Raw genomic sequence first — 16,520 nt, forward strand, 5'->3', positions numbered from 1 at the left:
TGTTTGACACATTCTTTTTTTATTTCATAGTGACAGATGAATGGAACAAACGGTAATAGTGTAGCGTTTTCATTAGCGTTAAATTTTGAAATTTATGGGTATTTTACAGAGCTTCTTAGCACGTTTTTAAAATAGAACAATTATGTATAGTATAGATAAATATTTTTTTATATGTGAAAATACAGCGAATACTAAGGAGAAGATATTATGGAGTGTGCTTACTGTGGGAAGAACGGTAAAATGACACGAGAGCATATTATACCTAATGGCTTTATTAGAAGAATGGATTTTAAAAACCAAATAACTGGAATGGATATAGTGCCTTCAAGAATAGTGAAAACTGACCCTCAAATTAAAGATGTGTGTGACGTGTGTAATAACGGAGTGCTCTCAATACTAGATAGTTATGCGCTAAACCTCATTATAAAATACAATGACCGTTTGGCAGAACTTCCTAAAAAAATATTTTTAAAATACAACTATAATATGTTGTCACGGTGGTTACTAAAAGTTTGCTACAATTCAGCTCGTGCAAATAAAGCCGATTTCGATATTCAGCAATATTCACAAAATTTAAAATACGTTTTAGGCGAAGAAGGTACTCCGAAAGCTTTAACTAGTATATTTGCGATGTATATGGGCGTTGACTCTTTTGGTAAAAAATTCTCTGATACTGTATATCATTTAAAACAGAAACGCCAATATGAAGTTGACTGGTTTAGAATAGCACCATTTAGGATACGGGATGAAAATTTCTATAATTGTACTACTCGGTGTATTATTGTAAATTCATTTGTGTTTTTTATAATAGTTTGTAATGAAACCTATCATAAAGAATTACTGGAAATAAAGGAAAAAGTCACAAGTGAATATAATAAGGCAGTTGAACTGGGATTAGATAATTCAAAGATATGTTTAAAGAAAGATGATGCATTTTTAGAACGTTCATTGATTAGCAATATCTTGATGAAGGATAGTTATCTAAATAAACGGACACCTGTACTTAATTCTCATGAATATCTCCATTTGAATATAGAGCGCGAGGACGTAGAAAAATTGGACTTTTCATTGATTAATAGGTTTGTTTGCAAATTTATGCTAAACAAAGACTGCTTAAGAGATTGTTATCAAAAGACCTTTTTAATATTTAAAGGATATGATGAGGAAAAACGTGAATTATATCAAAATCCTGATTTTAAAAAATATATTCAAGAATTAATCGATAATTTTCCTGAAATATTTTGGACATTATATCTTAAAATTCCGGAAAATGTTCATGCAATAATATGTGCATATGTGAATGAATATTATACGGATGATCCTAATGATGGAACAACTTTAATAAAAATAAATAAGGACAAGGCAATAGTGTTATTAGAAAAAGTTTATTTAGGAATAAATCGTATTACTAATGAATATGTATTTGACCTTAGTATAAATCAAGAGTTAAGTAAAGATTTTGAAACAGCTTATAAAAAAGTATTACATATAAATGGTTCTATTTACAGTGGAATTTAGAAACAATACAGAAAAAACCCAATATTATGAATTTTTCAAGAAATAATATTGATAATGGTTCAGGAGTAATTTTGTAGTATGGCATAAAAACCTGGTATATACGAGATTCGGTTCTGCTATAAAGATATTTTAGCTCATTCAAACAAAAATTACCTATAATATAATAACTTGGCAGCCTCGAATTAATCGGCTGCCAAGTTGTTTTTATGCACATTAGTTTCTGAATTTATAAATTGTAGAGGCAAAAGGCGAGAAATCTTTGACCAATAAGGTTAATCAAGTATAATTTCTTGTCCTGGATTTACGATGCTAACAAGTGATGGCGTTGCTTGTTCTACTTTTTCTTTAAATTCTTCGGGTGATTGGGCAATGACCGGCCAAGTGTTATAATGGATAGGGACAACTTTGCGCGGGTTTAAAAGCTTTACTGCTTCTACTGCATCATCAATGCCCATGGTATAATTATCACCGATTGGTAGAATGGCCCAATCAATTGCTTGCAGACGACCTAAGAGAGCCATATCGCCAAATAGGCCTGTATCGCCGGAATAATAGACGGTTGTGCCGCCGAATGTTACAATAAAACCAGCTGCATGTCCGCCAGGAATTCCAGAACCATGAAAAGCTGGTGTAATTCGAACTTTACCAAAATCAAAGGTGCGAGTGCCGCCGATATGCATGGGATGAGCCTTACAGCCTTCGTCAGTGCATTTATGAGCGATTTCCGCGGTGGTGATCACAAGCGCGCCTGTGCGTTTGGCAATCGCTATTGCATCACCTAGATGATCGCCATGACCATGGGAGATAAAAATATGGGTGCAATCTATTTCATTTATTTTGGCAGTTTGAAACGGATTTTCGCTTATGTAGGGATCAAAGAGAAGCGTGTGTTCACCGTCTTTTAAAGCAAAGCAGGCATGACCGTAAAAGTGAAATTGGACCATTTTCATGAGCCCTCCTTTGAAATAATGTATAGTAGATTTCTCTTTTTCGCGATAAAATCCTTGTTTTAGCTGTTAGATTTTTTTACCGCCGCATAACTACAGAAGGAATTTTTTTACAAATGACCGAATAAAGCCTAACAAAGCATTGAACTTATGATAGAGGAGTTGACTTCATGGTCATCGAAGTGCGATTACATGAAATGTTAAAAAAATATGCGCCGAATAGCAATAGCGGCATTCTGACAGCTGACGTAGCTGAGGATATGACTGTAGGGGAATTGTTGCAGGAGTTGGAACTGGATGAACAAGAAATTCAACGTATGAAGGTGAATCATGAGGCCTGTACGGCAAGATTTATTTTGCAAGATGGCGATCAGCTTGATTTATATCCTGATTAAAGGCGGGAAGAGAAATGGAATTCACTCATTTTAATAAAGATGGGAAAGCCCAAATGGTCGATGTAACAGCGAAAAATGATACAGAACGACTTGCTGTTGCGGAAGGTATTATTACTATGATACCCGATACGCTAGAGCTGATTCAAGCTGGTAAGATTGGCAAAGGCGATGTGTTGGCCGTAGCCCAGGTAGCTGGTATTATGGCGGCGAAACGTACAGCGGAACTTATCCCTATGTGCCATCTGCTGCTTTTGACAGGCGTGGATTTAGAGTTTACTTTATTGCCAGAGGCCGCGGCAGTTCATTGTTTAGCAAAAGTGAAAACCTATGGTAAAACTGGCGTGGAAATGGAGGCTTTAACCGCTGTTTCCGCAGCTCTTCTTACGATTTACGATATGTGCAAGGCTGTTGATAAGACGATGGAGATTGGCAAAATTTCACTGTTGAAAAAAGCGGGCGGTAAAAGCGGTTTGTTTCAGAAAGTGGGGTACGAACATGTTTAGAATTGGAATTCTTACAGCAAGTGATAAAGGAGCGCGCGGTGAACGACGTGATGAAAGCGGGGAACTCATTCAGTCGCTTATTGCTCATTTTGGCACGGTCATAGCTTATCAGATTGTTGCGGATGATCAAATGGAGCTACAGCAGGCTTTATGTCAGATGGCTGACAAAGAACAAGCGGATCTCATTCTAACGACAGGGGGAACTGGTCTGGGGCCGCGCGATGTGACGCCAGAAGCCACGCTTGCTGTTATTGATCGTCAAGTGCCAGGGATTCCTGAAGCCATGCGAGCCAAGTCGCTTACGATTACCCCACGGGCGATGTTGAGTCGGGCGACAGCAGGACTGCGCGGCCGTACGTTGATCGTAAATCTTCCCGGCAGCCCGAAAGGCGTGAAAGAATGTCTTGAAGTGATATTGCCAACCTTGCAGCATGGTTTGGAAATTATGCGCGGTGACGCGACAGAATGTGCGAGAAGTTAACAGTTTTATCATTTTTAACAAAAAAACAATAAAATAGTGTTGACATATAAGCGTCTTTTTGATAAACTTACAAACAACGAAATGCGATGAACAGAAGAAGTAAGATAGCGTAAAGTTGCAGAGAGTCAGGGGGGGGGTGAAACCTGATACTTATTCTATCTGAAATACATCTGGAAGCAGCAGGCCGAACTGTAAGTAGGCTGAGCCGGAGTGCCACCGTTATCAGAGGCTAAGGTATCGGCATAGGCCCGTACCTGAATGAGCGGCTTGCATAGCAAGCAGGGTGGTACCGCGGAATTAACTTCCGTCCCTGATTTGAGGGATGGGAGTTTTTATTTTACCCAAAAACAAGTAGGAGGCTAGTATATTATGATTATTGTAATGAAACCAGAGGCAAAGGAAGAGGAAGTTCAAAAAGTAGTAGCAAAGGTTACGGCAGCAGGTTTAAAAGTCCATTTATCACAAGGTAGCCTTCGGACGATTATTGGCGTCATTGGCGATAAAAAGGCGATAGCCGAGTTGCCAGTGGTGGTAATGAAAGGTGTAGAAAAGATTGTGCCTGTGACAACAAGCTATAAATTAGTCAGCAGAGAATTTCATCCGGAAAATTCTGTAATTACAGTAAACGGTTTTGAAATTGGCGGCAAAAATCTAGCTGTTATGGCCGGGCCTTGCGCTGTAGAGAGTGAGGAACAGCTACTAGAATCAGCAAAAATCGTTAAAGCGGCAGGAGCTCAGTTTTTACGGGGCGGCGCTTACAAACCGCGCACATCGCCTTATTCTTTCCAGGGGCTGGAAGAAGAGGGGCTAAAATATTTAGCGAAAGCAAGAGAGTTGACGGGTCTTTCCATTGTCACCGAAGTCGTAGATAGTCACTCTGTACCTGTTGTTAGTCAGTACGCCGATATTTTACAAATCGGGGCAAGAAATATGCAAAACTTTCAGCTGCTTAAAGCGGTGGGAAAAGCGGATCGACCAGTATTACTAAAACGCGGCATTTCTGCAACGATTGATGAGTGGCTCAATGCAGCAGAATACATTTTAAGCGAAGGAAACAGTCAGGTTATTTTCTGTGAACGAGGAATCCGGACTTTTGAGACCCATACGAGAAATACCCTTGATTTAAGCGCTGTAGCCGCTTTAAAAGAGTTAAGTCATTTGCCTGTTATTGTCGATCCGAGCCATGGAACAGGTGTCCGTAGCTTAGTAGGACCGATGGCGAAAGCCGCGATTGCCGCTGGCGCTGACGGATTAATTATTGAAGCTCATCCCAATCCAGCAGAAGCTTTGTCAGATGGTGCGCAGTCTTTAAATCCAGAAGACTTCCAAAGCCTTATGGACAGTCTTAATAAAATTGCTCAAGCTGTAGATCGGAAGCTCGTATGAAAGAAAAAGTGATTGCCATTCTTGGGCTGGGGCTGATTGGCGGCTCTATCGGGCTTGCCTTGACAAGAAAGTGCGATCAGCGGCGAATTATTTTGGGCTGGGATCAATCGCAAGAGGTAATGGACTGCGCTGTGGCGAGAGGAGCCATTGATCGCACCATAACAGCATGGGAAGATCTTGCCACAGTTGACGTCATTTTCCTTTGTACTCCCATGCAAAGTATTTTGCCTTTGGTAAATGAGATACGACCCCATATAAAACCAGGTGCTATTTTAACAGATGTGGGCAGTGTGAAAAAATGCCTCTATGAAGCTTTAAGCAGTCCGACAGAAGACTTTTATTATATCGGTGGCCATCCCATGGCGGGAAGAGAAAAAAGCGGCATAGAAGCAGCTCAGGCCGATCTGTTTGTTAATAAACGCTATATCTTGATTCCAGCAGATCATGTACCGACAGAGGCAGTGGCCCTTTTAAAAGGACTGATAACGGACCTGGCAGCAGACATTTCATTTATGGCGCCAGACAGCCATGATCGCTATGCTGCCGTTATTAGCCATCTGCCCCATGTAGCAGCCGCTGGTCTAGTCAATACGCTAGGCTGTTATGAAGAAAGTGAAGAAATTCTTAATTTGGCTGGCGGCGGTTTTCGTGATACCACGCGAATTGCTTCATCCAATGCGATTATGTGGACAGATATCTGTCTCACTAATAAAGCGGAAATTATCACAAGCCTAAAAAAATATCAGTTGGTTTTAGACCAACTGATTGATTCGATCGAGCAAGAAGAAGAGACTAGTATAAAAGAATTTTTTGCAGCGGCAAAACAGCGCCGTGATCGGTTGTTAGATTGGTGTGATACTAAGAAATCTATCTAGTTACCCGACTCCAGTTGAGATTGATGATTTGTCCCATCAACTTTTTCCCCGCTAAATCAGGATGGAGTCCATCTAGGCCGTAGTATTCGGGCAATAAGCCATCAGGACCAGTCATAAAGGGTTCAATATCAATAAAGTAAGGCTGACTTCTGATGAAACGGTTTACTTCATGAAACTGCGACTTCCAATTTGGTGAGGTTTCTTCATTAAAAGCTCGGTTAATATTATCGGGATTGATGGGAGGCAGCGTTAGAAAGATTGGCCGAATTCCATTTTTTAAACATTTATCACGCATTTTTGCCAAATCGCTAATAACCTGGCTGGCTGGTATGCCACCGCGTAAGCTGTTAGATCCTCCCATAATGATCAGATATTTAGGATGATACGGCAGAACATCCGCGTCAAATCGCGCTAGCATAGATTCTGATGTATCACCGCTTTTGCCTAAATTGACTGTAGGAAACTGAAAATAAGTCTGGTAACTGTATTCCCAGTCGGAGGGGGAGTAGGAAATAGCGCCACCGCCATGCGTAATGCTATCGCCTAAAGTCGCACTGTAGGCGCCTTTACTTAGATCGACTGTAAACGGGGCGCAATCTGAATATTCACCGACTGGAGCTCCCGCTTCATCAAAGCCTCTGACTCGCCAGTAGTAGATGCCTGGCTTGCTGCGTGGCGTTTCATCGTAGCAGTCATTGCCTGTTGTTACAAACTTTGTATCAAGGCGATAAGGCGATGGCGCTACGCCGTTGGAATGATCCGGTTGGCTTAGAATTTCTACTTCATAGCCGCTAACTCGCTGCAAGGGAATCCAACTATAGACAGGGTAAAGCGGTGTAGCCATACCATTTTGATTGAAAAAATTGTTAATTATAGGATGTAAAACTTCTTTTTTATTATGGTCAATATGAAGCTCTGTTGCATCGGAAAAAACGCCGATAGGATTGCCATAATAATCAAGGGCTCGTACGCGCCAGTAAAAGGTCGTTTCCGGTCTATCGCTTACGTCTAGTTGGTAACCGTTTGTATAGACTTCTTGCGTACTAAACAGATGATGGGCCGATAGTGCCGAGCCATTTGGATTTTCCGGCGGACTTGTGAGAATTTCTAATTCATAGGATACAGCTGTGGAAATGGCTTTCCACATAAGAATCGGTGTATCAGAGACGATTTGATTCTCGACTGGCTTGAGTGGAACTGGTTTGTAATAGTTTGTATCAGGTTCTTGCGTATCATATGCTTTGACAAGCGAAATGACATCAGAAGGAGCTCCCAGCGGATGTTGCAAGAGACCAATCGCTGTAACCCGCCAATACGTATGGGCTTTCAGTAAAGGATCAATTGTAAAATGATTCGTCCAACTATAAAAGCTTGTTAAGGTTTGTACGTTTTCGCTGCGGTGGGGATTGGTGGGATTGCTTGTTAAAACTTCAATTTTATATAATACGGGAATAGGGAGCCGCGTCCAGTGTAATACAAGTTGTTCCCCTTCGAGTGAGGCCTCTAACTGTGGTTTAAAATGGGTAAACCCCAAAAAATTAGTCGCTTCCAGTATATAAAAACATAGGATAATCGCGAAAAGCGTAATGAAAAGACGTTTTATCAAGAATCAATGCACCTACTTTGAACGTTAACTTATTATAGCAATATCTACTTTATATTATCACAATTTAGTCGCAAATGACTATGAAAAGCTTGATCAATGGAAAAACAAGGATTTTGGCACTGCGCCAAGCCTTGTTTTTTCTTTTTTACCAAAATTTCGTCATAATCTGAGCAGGAAACAGCCGAGAAAGCGGGAAATGAAATATAAGAGATAGCTGCTCACTTATAAAGGAAAAGCGAGGAGTTACAAATGACGCAGGAAGATCGTCTATTAGAATTAACAAAGCTCAAGGAAGAGCTGGCTGCTGCGAAAGAAGAGGTCCGAAAGGCTAAGTTGGCTAAGGATGAATTTTTGACAAATATCGGTCATGAAATTCGTACTCCTCTAAACGGAATTTTAGGAATGAGCGACTTATTGTTGCAATCGGAACTAGTGCCGCAGCAACAGGAGTATGTCGCCATGATTTATGAATCGGCTTCCTTACTATTAACGATTCTTACGGAGTTGATTGATTATTCGGAGGCGGCGGCCGATAAACTGATTTTTGACACGCGCTTATTTCAACCACGCCAGATCATGCATACCATGCATGCGCTATTGCAGTCGGAAGCGGCGGCAAAAGCGTTGGAGCTAGCGTTTCACGTGGATGAAAATGTTCCAGAGCAGCTTGTTGGCGATCCTGTTCGCTTACAGCAAGTGATTTTGAATCTTGCTGCCAATGCAATAAAATTTACAAGCCAAGGGAATATAACGGTGTCGATGAAGGCTGTCGATATTCAAAGCAATTGTTTGTGGTTGCGCGTGACTGTTGCCGATACGGGAATTGGAATTGCGTCGGAGGACTGTGAGAAGCTCTTTGCGCCCTTTGTGCAGGCCGACGGTTCCTCAACACGCCAATTTGGCGGTACAGGCATGGGACTTGCTTTATGCCGCAAATTTATTGAAAAAATGGGTGGGAAAATCGGTGTTGCTAGTGAACTTGGCAAGGGATCGTCTTTTTGGTTCGTAGCGCCTTTTGGCATAGAAGCGGTTAATTTATTTGCTTTTGATTCTTTGGGACAAACTACTTGTTTGCTACAGGATAGAGCAGTTGAACTCGGTCAAATTGAGGCTCTGCTCACACTAGAAAATTCTGGCACTGAGAATTTTGTTTATGAATTGATTACCATATATTTACAAGAGGCGCCAGCGAATTTTTCTGATCTTGCGGTAGCTTTGCAGCAAGAAAATAGTAAAGAGTTTATTATATTGCTTCATAATTTAAAATCAAGTAGTACTAGCTTGGGAGCTAGGCGCTTTAGTCGCTTGCTGCAACAGATGGAACAATGGGCGAATCAAGGGAATTTCGCCGAATGTCGTCAGCATTTTGCGGCGCTAGAAAGTGAGTTTCAGCAAGTGTATAAAGAATTAGAAGATTTGGTTTCGAATAAACAGTCAGTGCAGTTGCCTGCCAAGGAAAACGAAACATGAAAAAACGTGAGGTGATTCCTTTGTATAAGATTTTAGTTGTTGATGATGTAAGGTTGAACCGCCGATTGATTTCTTCTGTGCTTAGTACTTTGGAGTCTGTTACATTTTTAGAAGCGGAAGATGGTTTTAAAGCAATGGAAGCTTTGGAACGTGAGCCTATCGATTTAGTTATTCTAGATTTAATGATGCCGGGAAAAGATGGTTATCAGGTTCTTGAAGAAGTGAAAGCAAACGAAGACCTTAAAGATATACCAGTGATTGTTTATTCGGCGATGGACGATATTGAAAGCATTGGCCGGGCTCTGGAATTGGGTGCTTACGATTATTTTACTAAGCCGCTCACACCGCAACAAATGAAGGTGATTGTGCCAATCAAAGTAAAAAATGCCTTGGAATCTTATTCCCAAAAGAAAGAACTTATGTCCATGCAGGTAAAAATGCAACTTGAAAGAATGCTTGCTAACGTATTTCACACAATGCTCATGACCGAAGTGAAAAACTTTCCTTCCCTACAAATGTTTGGTAAGTATGTACCTTGTCAAGATATTGGCGGCGTTTTTTATGACTGTGTACAAGAAGGAAATAAGGTTTGGTTTATTATGGCGGAGATGTCTGGTCAAGGGGTCACGGCGGCCATGACAGCAGCTATGGGAAAAATAGAATTTGCACATTCAATCAAGGCAGGTCGTACTCCGGCGGCTGTTTTAGAGCAAATGAATCAGTCTTTTTATCAAATGTTAAAAGGCGCTCAACCTTTTAATGCTTTTGTCGGCGTCATTGAAGGTGAGACGCTTACCTGGGCTAATGGGGGGAACAGTTATCCGTTGTTTTATTCGGCCAAGACTGATACGGCTTTGTGCCTACACCAGGAAAGCTGTTCAGTGGGTCAACAAGACAATGTTCGTTATCAGGAAGAACAGCAGGCTTTTCTGCCTGGAGATATGTTGCTTATTTCTACCGAGGGACTTTTTGATGCGATGATTATCGAAGAAGAAAAAAATATTGGTGAAGATCTACAGCGCTATTTCATGAGTTATAAATATTTACTGCATTCGAATCCACAAGGCTTTTTTGATACTATTTTAAACTTAGTGGGGAATGTGCAGAATCAAAAAATTCGCGATGATATTGCCGTAATGGTTTTACAGGCCAAAGCTTAGTCGCAAGAAATATGACAAACAGGGCAAACTTTGTTGTTTGCTCTGTTTGCTTTTTCTGTTATATGTCGTTTATAATACAATTTATGAGGTGAAATGTCAGTGAATATAGTTTTATTTCAACCAGAAATTCCCGGAAATACTGGGAATATTGCTAGAATGTGTGCGGCCACAGGTTGCAGTCTTCATCTAGTGAGGCCCTTGGGATTTTCAACAGATGATAAGCATTTAAAACGAGCTGGACTTGATTATTGGCATCTTGTTGATGTGTTTTATTATGATTCTTTTGCGGAAGTCGAAGCGAAATTTCAAGGCCATCGCTTTTTTTTAAATACAACAAAAGGGCAGAAAGCCCATAGTGAAATTGCCTTTCAAAAAGAGGATGTCATTGTTTTCGGTCGCGAAACAGCAGGTTTGCCGCAAGAAATTATGGATCGTTATCCTGATAGTTGGCTCAGGATTCCGATGATTGAAGACGCACGGTCGTTGAACTTGTCGAATGCCGTAGCTATCGTAGCTTATGAAGCGCTTCGTCAGATTGGCTATCCTGGTATGCGCTAGAAAATAAAGCATAGGCTTTTATAACTTGCATATATTAACAAAGCAGAATATTGGGGGGAATCCAGTGAGCATTTATGATAAAGCGCATGAATTAGCTCGATTGCTAAATACAAGTGCGGAGTATCAAGCACTTGTCGGAGCCAAAAAGGTTTTAGAACAGGATAGTAAGGCCCAAGAACTTGTACGGGATTTTTTAGCGAAGCAAATGGCTTATGAGTATGACCGTATGACGGGGCAACCGTCAACGGAAAAAGAGGCAGATTTACAAAAATTTATGGAAGTTTTGATGCTGAATCAGACAGCAGCGCAATTTTTGCAGGCTCACTTTAAGTTTCAGCGTCTTATGGCCGATATTTATAAAGTATTAGGTGATTCTATAGCTGAAGGAATGGATATATTTGGAAAATTACCGCGCTAATCAAAAATTTAAGGCAGAGCTTCAAACTGCATTAGTAACAGGTAAAGTTTTATTTGATGAACCGATGAAAGATCATACGACCTTTCAAATTGGCGGGCCTGCTGATTATTTTATTTTGCCAGGCAGTCAACAAGAAGTGGCAGAAGTCATGCGAATTACGGCAAAGCATCAGATTCCTGTTACGGTGATTGGTAATGGCAGCAATCTGCTTGTTCGTGACGGCGGTATTGCTGGGGCTGTAGTTGCTTTAGGCGATAATATGGCATCCATGCAGGCTAATGGCGACACAATTACCGTGGGAGCGGGAGCTCTTCTGGCTGATGTAGCAAAATTTACTGCGACTCAGAAGCTTTCTGGCGCTGAATTTGCCATTGGTATTCCCGGAACCATCGGCGGCGCAGTCTTTATGAATGCTGGAGCTTATGACGGAGAGATCAAGGATATCGTTTTTTCGGTTTCGGCAGTAACGCTTGATGGTCAAGAAATCGTATTGTCTCGACAAGAATTAGCATTTGCCTATCGTCACAGTATTTTTCAAGAAAATCATGCTATTATCTGTGAAATTGTTTTATCTTTACAAGTCGGCGATTCAGCGGCTATTTTGGCAAAAATGGCGGAGCTCACTGCTCGGCGTGAAGCAAAGCAGCCACTTGATATGCCAAGTGCCGGAAGTACTTTTAAACGTCCGCCTGGGCACTTTGCTGGTACGCTGATTGAACAGACTGGGCTGAAAGGGTTTCAAATCGGCGGTGCCGCTGTTAGCGAGAAACATGCTGGTTTTGTAGTGAATTGCGGCGGAGCCACAGCGACAGATGTACTAAATTTGATTGCCGCAGTGCAGCAGAAGGTACAGGCGGCTCACGGTATTTTACTTCAACCAGAGGTACGAGTCATTGGACGCCCTTAATTTTTACGGATTGAACTTTGGCCATGAACGGTTTGCCGTTCATGGTTCTTTTTTTGGGGAAAAGGGAAAAAAGTCTTCTTTGTCGAACTTTTCAGTATAAAGTAATAGGAAAGCAAAGATTAGACGGTAAAGGAGTGGTTATAGTGAAACTTACTTTTTTAGGCGCAGCAATGATGGTAACAGGCTCATCCTATTTACTGGAGGCCAATGGAAAACAGGTGTTAATTGATTGTGGCATGTTTCAAGGCTCAAAAACAATCGAAGCTCTCAACCGCCGCCCCTTTCATTTTATGCCCAATACTTTAGATGCTGTAATTTTAACGCATGCCCATATTGACCATAGCGGACTTTTGCCGCGTCTTTGCCGCGCTGGTTATGGCGGTAAAATCTACGCAACTCCTGTTACAAAAGAGCTGTGCTCAATTATGCTGCCTGATAGCGCTCACATTCAAGAATATGATGCCGAAATTTATAATCGCAAAGGCAAACGGCTTGGACGGCCAGAACTGATTCCCTTGTATACGATTGATGACGCTTATAACTGCTTAAACCAGTTTTCATCTGTTCCTTATCGGAGTGAATTTGAGGTCGCTTCAGGCATTCGTATTGTGTTTCAAGACGCGGGTCACATTTTAGGTTCTTCCCTTTTAGAAGTTTATGTGACCGAAGGTGAAGAAACGACAAAACTGGTTTTCTCCGGCGATTTAGGGCAACCTGATCAACCGATCTTAAAAGACCCTACCTATTTAGAACATGCCGATTATGTCATTACCGAATCGACTTACGGCAATCGGGTTCATGAACACTATGATCGAGAAGAGCGGTTGGCCGAGATTATTCGGGAAACAGTAGAGCGAGGCGGCAATATTATTATTCCCGCTTTTGCCGTCGGGCGAACGCAGACGCTGCTATACTATTTACAAAAACTACTTAGAGAAAAGCGGATTCCAGATATTCCTGTGATTATTGACAGTCCTTTAGCGATTGCAGCTACTAGTATTTTTCTTCGTCATTCGGAAGATTATGATGAAGAAGCCTATGAATTATTAGTGGCTTCAGGCAAGGGGCCAGCGGATTGGCCGAACCTACGGTTTACGAAAACAGCGGAGGAATCAAAAAATATTAATACAATGGATCAATCAGCTGTCATTATTTCAGCCAGCGGCATGGCTGATGCTGGGCGGATTCTTCACCATCTAAAACATAATTTGTGGCGAAGCGACTCAACGGTTCTTTTTGTAGGGTACCAGGCGCAGGGAAGTTTAGGGCGTCGGATCATCGAAGGGGCTAAACGCGTTAAAATTATGGGGGAAGAAGTCGCTGTTAAGGCGAAAATTTGCAATTTAGAAGGCTTTTCAGCCCATGCTGATCAACAGCAACTGCTTCATTGGCTGTCTTCTTTTAAAGAGCCGCCAGCTGGTGTGTTCATTGTTCATGGCGAAATTAACATGTCAGAGCCTTTTGCAAAAGTGGTAGAGGAAACGATTCAGGCGCCTGCCTATATCCCTGCCTATGGTGATGCCATTACCATTACAGGCCGTCACTATGAAGTGAAGGAATCCGATATTGTTATTGTGGACCCTGTTGTGCGGCAAGTGCAGAGCGCGCTTAAAGATATGGAAGAAGAGTATCGTGAGTATAAACAAAAATTCGAAACAATTCTGCTTAAGGAACCAGCACAAGCCGGTAAAGTGCTCGGTCTTATTTCGCAAGTTCGCGGGTTAATGAAAAAGTTTTTTGCTAAATAAAGACAGCGTTTTTGAATTTATGACGGATTTTGTGTAAAATTTTACGGGAAACAATTGACAGAAGGGCAAGAAGTATACTATATTGATATTTAAATGAAACTAGAAAGGATGCTAGGTGGCACAGCATCCTTTTCTCTTTTGTACTTAGGAGGTACTTATACATGAAGCGCGAAGACTTGAGAAATATCGCCATTATCGCTCACGTTGACCATGGCAAAACAACATTGGTAGACGCCATGCTTAGACAAAGCAACGTATTTCGCAGCAATGAACAAGTTGCGGAACGAGTAATGGATTCTAATGATTTAGAAAGAGAAAGAGGCATTACAATTCTTTCGAAAAATACGGCTGTTATGCATGACGGCGTGAAAATTAATATTGTGGATACTCCTGGCCATGCTGATTTTGGCGGCGAGGTAGAACGTGTATTAAACATGGTTGACGGCGTACTTCTGTTAGTTGACGCTTTCGAAGGCCCCATGCCGCAGACGAAATATGTATTGCGCAAAGCCCTAGAACAAAAACTAAAACCAATTGTTGTCATCAATAAAATTGATCGTCCTGATCAGCGCGTAGAAGATGTCGTTGATGAAGTTTTAGAACTCTTTATTGAGCTCGATGCAGATGACGAACAGCTTGACTTCCCTGTTGTTTATGCAACAGCACGTGAAGGCATTGCCAAAATGAGCATGGATGATGATAATAAGGATTTAACGCCGCTATTTAAATTGCTCATCGAAAAAATTCCGGCACCGGAAGGCGAAATTGATGGTCCTTTGCAGATGCTTGTCACTACACTGGATTACGATGATTACGTCGGAAAAATTGCTATCGGTCGTATTATTCGTGGTAAAATGATGGCTGGACAAAATGTCGTTGTTCTAAATGGTGATGTTTCGAAACGGGAACGAATTGGTAAGGTTTATACTTACCAAGGTCTGAAGCGCGCTGAGGTTTCTGAAGCGGCGCTTGGCGATATTGTTTCTGTTACAGGAATCGCTGATATTAATATTGGCGTAACGATTGCTGATCCGGAAAATCCTGAGGCTTTGCCGACAATTAATATTGATGAACCGACCTTAGCGATGGTCTTTAGTGTTAATAACAGTCCTTTTGCCGGACGGGAAGGCCAGTTTGTTACATCCCGTCATTTGCGCGATCGTTTGTTTAAAGAAATCGAAACGAATGTAAGCTTACGCGTTACAGAAACAGATAGCCCTGATTCGTTTGAAGTGGCAGGCCGTGGCGAATTACATTTGGCAATTTTGATCGAAACAATGCGTCGCGAAGGTTTCGAATTCCAAGTAGGAAAACCGCGCGTGTTAAATAAAATGATAAAAGGTCAGCTTTGTGAGCCAATGGAAAATCTGACTATTGACGTACCACAGGAATTTATGGGCGCCGTTATGGAATCGCTCGGAACAAGAAAAGCAGAGCTCGTTAATATGGTGGAATTGTCCGGCTATTTGCGTATGGAATTTATCATTCCAGCTCGTGGCTTGATTGGTTTCCGTTCCGAGTTCTTGACAAATACGAAGGGCAATGGCATTATGCATCATTTGTTCCATGGTTATGCTCCTTTCAAGGGAGAAATTCCAGGCAGAAAACGTGGCGCTCTTGTGGCTTTTGAACAAGGAGAAACGACAGGCTATGGCATTTACAGCCTACAAGATCGTGGAATTATGTTTATTATTCCAGCGCAGGAAGTTTATGAAGGCATGATTATTGGCGAAAATACCAGAGAACTGGATATGGACGTGAACCCTTGTAAGAAAAAACATGTAACAAATATGCGTTCCAGTTCTTCTGATGAAGCGATTCGTTTGACGTCGCCGAAAATTTTAAGTTTAGAACAGGCTCTTGAATATATTAATGATGATGAATTAGTGGAAGTTACGCCGAAAAGCATTCGTTTACGCAAAACCGTTTTAAATCGTCAAGCTCGCGGTCGGGAAAAGAAAAAATCCTAAGGATTTCTTTTCTTACCGTATTTATGGCAGGAGAGATTCTTTTTATCGCGAATTATATTAAGAAATGGCGAAAGATTGAGCTAAGTCGCAGCTGATTTTTAGGAGGCGAAACAATTATGGCTCCTTCTCTATGGGATAAGGTAAAACAATATATTATGCCCGAGAGTCTGAATGAATTATCAGAGGAGAGAGAGCATCGCCTCAGGCCTCATTCTCTTGTGCTGCAAGAATCTCCCCAGGGAAAAATGATTGTACTTTCGCCTGCTATACTTGAGCAGACTTGTTCCTACGCCGATTGGCTACAAGATGGTTCAGCCCTGCTAATCAATTATGCGGGACTGCAGCAATATGAGCAACAGACTATGCATGACTTTTTGCAAGGCGTATGTTATGTGCTTCACGGACAGGCTCAAATCATTTCAGATGAAGTGATTTTGTATGTGCCGGAAGGAGTAGCGGTTTCGTGTGAAAAGGCGTTAGATCGCACCTCTTTCCATGATTTATTTGCTTTTAACAGTCCGATTGCAGTCCAACGTCTCGGATTGCAATAAGATAAAATCTGAACTTTTGAACAGTAC

The 16,520-nt window shown here is 41.5% G+C and carries 15 protein-coding genes, 1 pseudogene and 1 other annotated feature; of the genes and pseudogenes, 14 read left to right on the top strand and 2 right to left on the bottom strand.

Annotation, left to right across the window (positions count from 1 at the left end; genetic code table 11):
* The first annotated feature begins 207 nt into the window (after positions 1–207).
* Positions 208–1,518 carry a hypothetical protein gene (locus AC0NJP_RS17960; RefSeq protein WP_474700680.1) on the top strand — a complete coding sequence of 437 codons (1,311 nt, stop codon included), beginning with the start codon at positions 208–210 and terminating at the stop codon, positions 1,516–1,518.
* Positions 1,519–1,790: 272 nt separating this feature from the next.
* Here AC0NJP_RS17960 and AC0NJP_RS17965 read toward each other — a convergent pair whose 3' ends face one another.
* The gene (locus AC0NJP_RS17965) at positions 1,791–2,462 is read right to left on the bottom strand and encodes a metal-dependent hydrolase (protein ID WP_474040725.1); all 672 of its coding nucleotides are present in this window, start codon (positions 2,460–2,462) and stop codon (positions 1,791–1,793) included.
* Between the two features lie 173 nt (positions 2,463–2,635).
* Between AC0NJP_RS17965 and AC0NJP_RS17970 the strand changes: the two genes are divergently transcribed.
* From AC0NJP_RS17970 to AC0NJP_RS17990, 5 genes and pseudogenes are all read left to right on the top strand, one after another.
* On the top strand, positions 2,636–2,860 hold the full coding sequence (locus AC0NJP_RS17970) for a MoaD/ThiS family protein (RefSeq protein ID WP_474040693.1): 225 nt from the start codon (positions 2,636–2,638) through the stop codon (positions 2,858–2,860).
* A gap of 14 nt (positions 2,861–2,874) precedes the next feature.
* A complete protein-coding gene (moaC, locus tag AC0NJP_RS17975) occupies positions 2,875–3,363 on the top strand; it encodes a cyclic pyranopterin monophosphate synthase MoaC (protein WP_474040692.1) in 489 nt (162 codons plus the stop codon).
* A gap of 1 nt (position 3,364) precedes the next feature.
* Positions 3,365–3,844, top strand: a pseudogene (locus AC0NJP_RS17980) (MogA/MoaB family molybdenum cofactor biosynthesis protein); the annotation flags it as partial.
* A gap of 77 nt (positions 3,845–3,921) precedes the next feature.
* Positions 3,922–4,159, top strand: a binding site (T-box leader).
* Positions 4,160–4,213: 54 nt separating this feature from the next.
* Positions 4,214–5,230: a 3-deoxy-7-phosphoheptulonate synthase gene (gene aroF / locus AC0NJP_RS17985; RefSeq protein ID WP_474040691.1), complete on the top strand. Its 1,017-nt coding sequence runs from the start codon at positions 4,214–4,216 to the stop codon at positions 5,228–5,230.
* A complete protein-coding gene (locus AC0NJP_RS17990) occupies positions 5,227–6,105 on the top strand; it encodes a prephenate dehydrogenase (RefSeq protein WP_474040690.1) in 879 nt (292 codons plus the stop codon). Before aroF ends, AC0NJP_RS17990 begins: the two co-directional genes overlap by 4 nt.
* On the opposite strand, the gene AC0NJP_RS17995 is transcribed toward AC0NJP_RS17990, so the two are convergent.
* A complete protein-coding gene (locus tag AC0NJP_RS17995) occupies positions 6,098–7,711 on the bottom strand; it encodes a GDSL-type esterase/lipase family protein (RefSeq protein WP_474040689.1) in 1,614 nt (537 codons plus the stop codon). The two genes, AC0NJP_RS17990 and AC0NJP_RS17995, sit on opposite strands and share 8 nt — an antisense overlap.
* A gap of 249 nt (positions 7,712–7,960) precedes the next feature.
* On the opposite strand from AC0NJP_RS17995, the gene AC0NJP_RS18000 reads away from it, so the two are divergent.
* From AC0NJP_RS18000 to AC0NJP_RS18035, 8 genes are all read left to right on the top strand, one after another.
* A complete protein-coding gene (locus tag AC0NJP_RS18000; protein ID WP_474040688.1) occupies positions 7,961–9,181 on the top strand; it encodes an ATP-binding protein in 1,221 nt (406 codons plus the stop codon).
* Positions 9,178–10,341 carry a PP2C family protein-serine/threonine phosphatase gene (locus AC0NJP_RS18005; RefSeq protein ID WP_474040687.1) on the top strand — a complete coding sequence of 388 codons (1,164 nt, stop codon included), beginning with the start codon at positions 9,178–9,180 and terminating at the stop codon, positions 10,339–10,341. Before AC0NJP_RS18000 ends, AC0NJP_RS18005 begins: the two co-directional genes overlap by 4 nt.
* 99 nt (positions 10,342–10,440) lie before the next feature.
* On the top strand, positions 10,441–10,899 hold the full coding sequence (trmL, locus tag AC0NJP_RS18010) for a tRNA (uridine(34)/cytosine(34)/5-carboxymethylaminomethyluridine(34)-2'-O)-methyltransferase TrmL (protein WP_474040724.1): 459 nt from the start codon (positions 10,441–10,443) through the stop codon (positions 10,897–10,899).
* 64 nt (positions 10,900–10,963) lie between these two features.
* Positions 10,964–11,317, top strand: a complete 354-nt coding sequence (locus AC0NJP_RS18015) for a YlbF/YmcA family competence regulator (RefSeq protein ID WP_474040686.1) — start codon at positions 10,964–10,966, stop codon at positions 11,315–11,317.
* The gene (gene murB / locus AC0NJP_RS18020) at positions 11,298–12,224 is read left to right on the top strand and encodes a UDP-N-acetylmuramate dehydrogenase (protein WP_474040685.1); all 927 of its coding nucleotides are present in this window, start codon (positions 11,298–11,300) and stop codon (positions 12,222–12,224) included. Before AC0NJP_RS18015 ends, murB begins: the two co-directional genes overlap by 20 nt.
* Positions 12,225–12,367: 143 nt before the next feature.
* Positions 12,368–13,972, top strand: coding sequence for an MBL fold metallo-hydrolase RNA specificity domain-containing protein (locus AC0NJP_RS18025; protein WP_474040684.1), 1,605 nt, complete (start codon positions 12,368–12,370; stop codon positions 13,970–13,972).
* Positions 13,973–14,133: 161 nt separating this feature from the next.
* Positions 14,134–15,942 (top strand): translational GTPase TypA, encoded by a 1,809-nt coding sequence (typA, locus tag AC0NJP_RS18030; RefSeq protein WP_474040683.1) that lies wholly within the window; start codon positions 14,134–14,136, stop codon positions 15,940–15,942.
* A gap of 116 nt (positions 15,943–16,058) precedes the next feature.
* On the top strand, positions 16,059–16,493 hold the full coding sequence (locus AC0NJP_RS18035) for a cell division protein SepF (protein ID WP_474040682.1): 435 nt from the start codon (positions 16,059–16,061) through the stop codon (positions 16,491–16,493).
* Positions 16,494–16,520 lie beyond the last annotated feature (27 nt).

Source organism: Pelorhabdus sp. sgz311002, assembly GCF_056134285.1.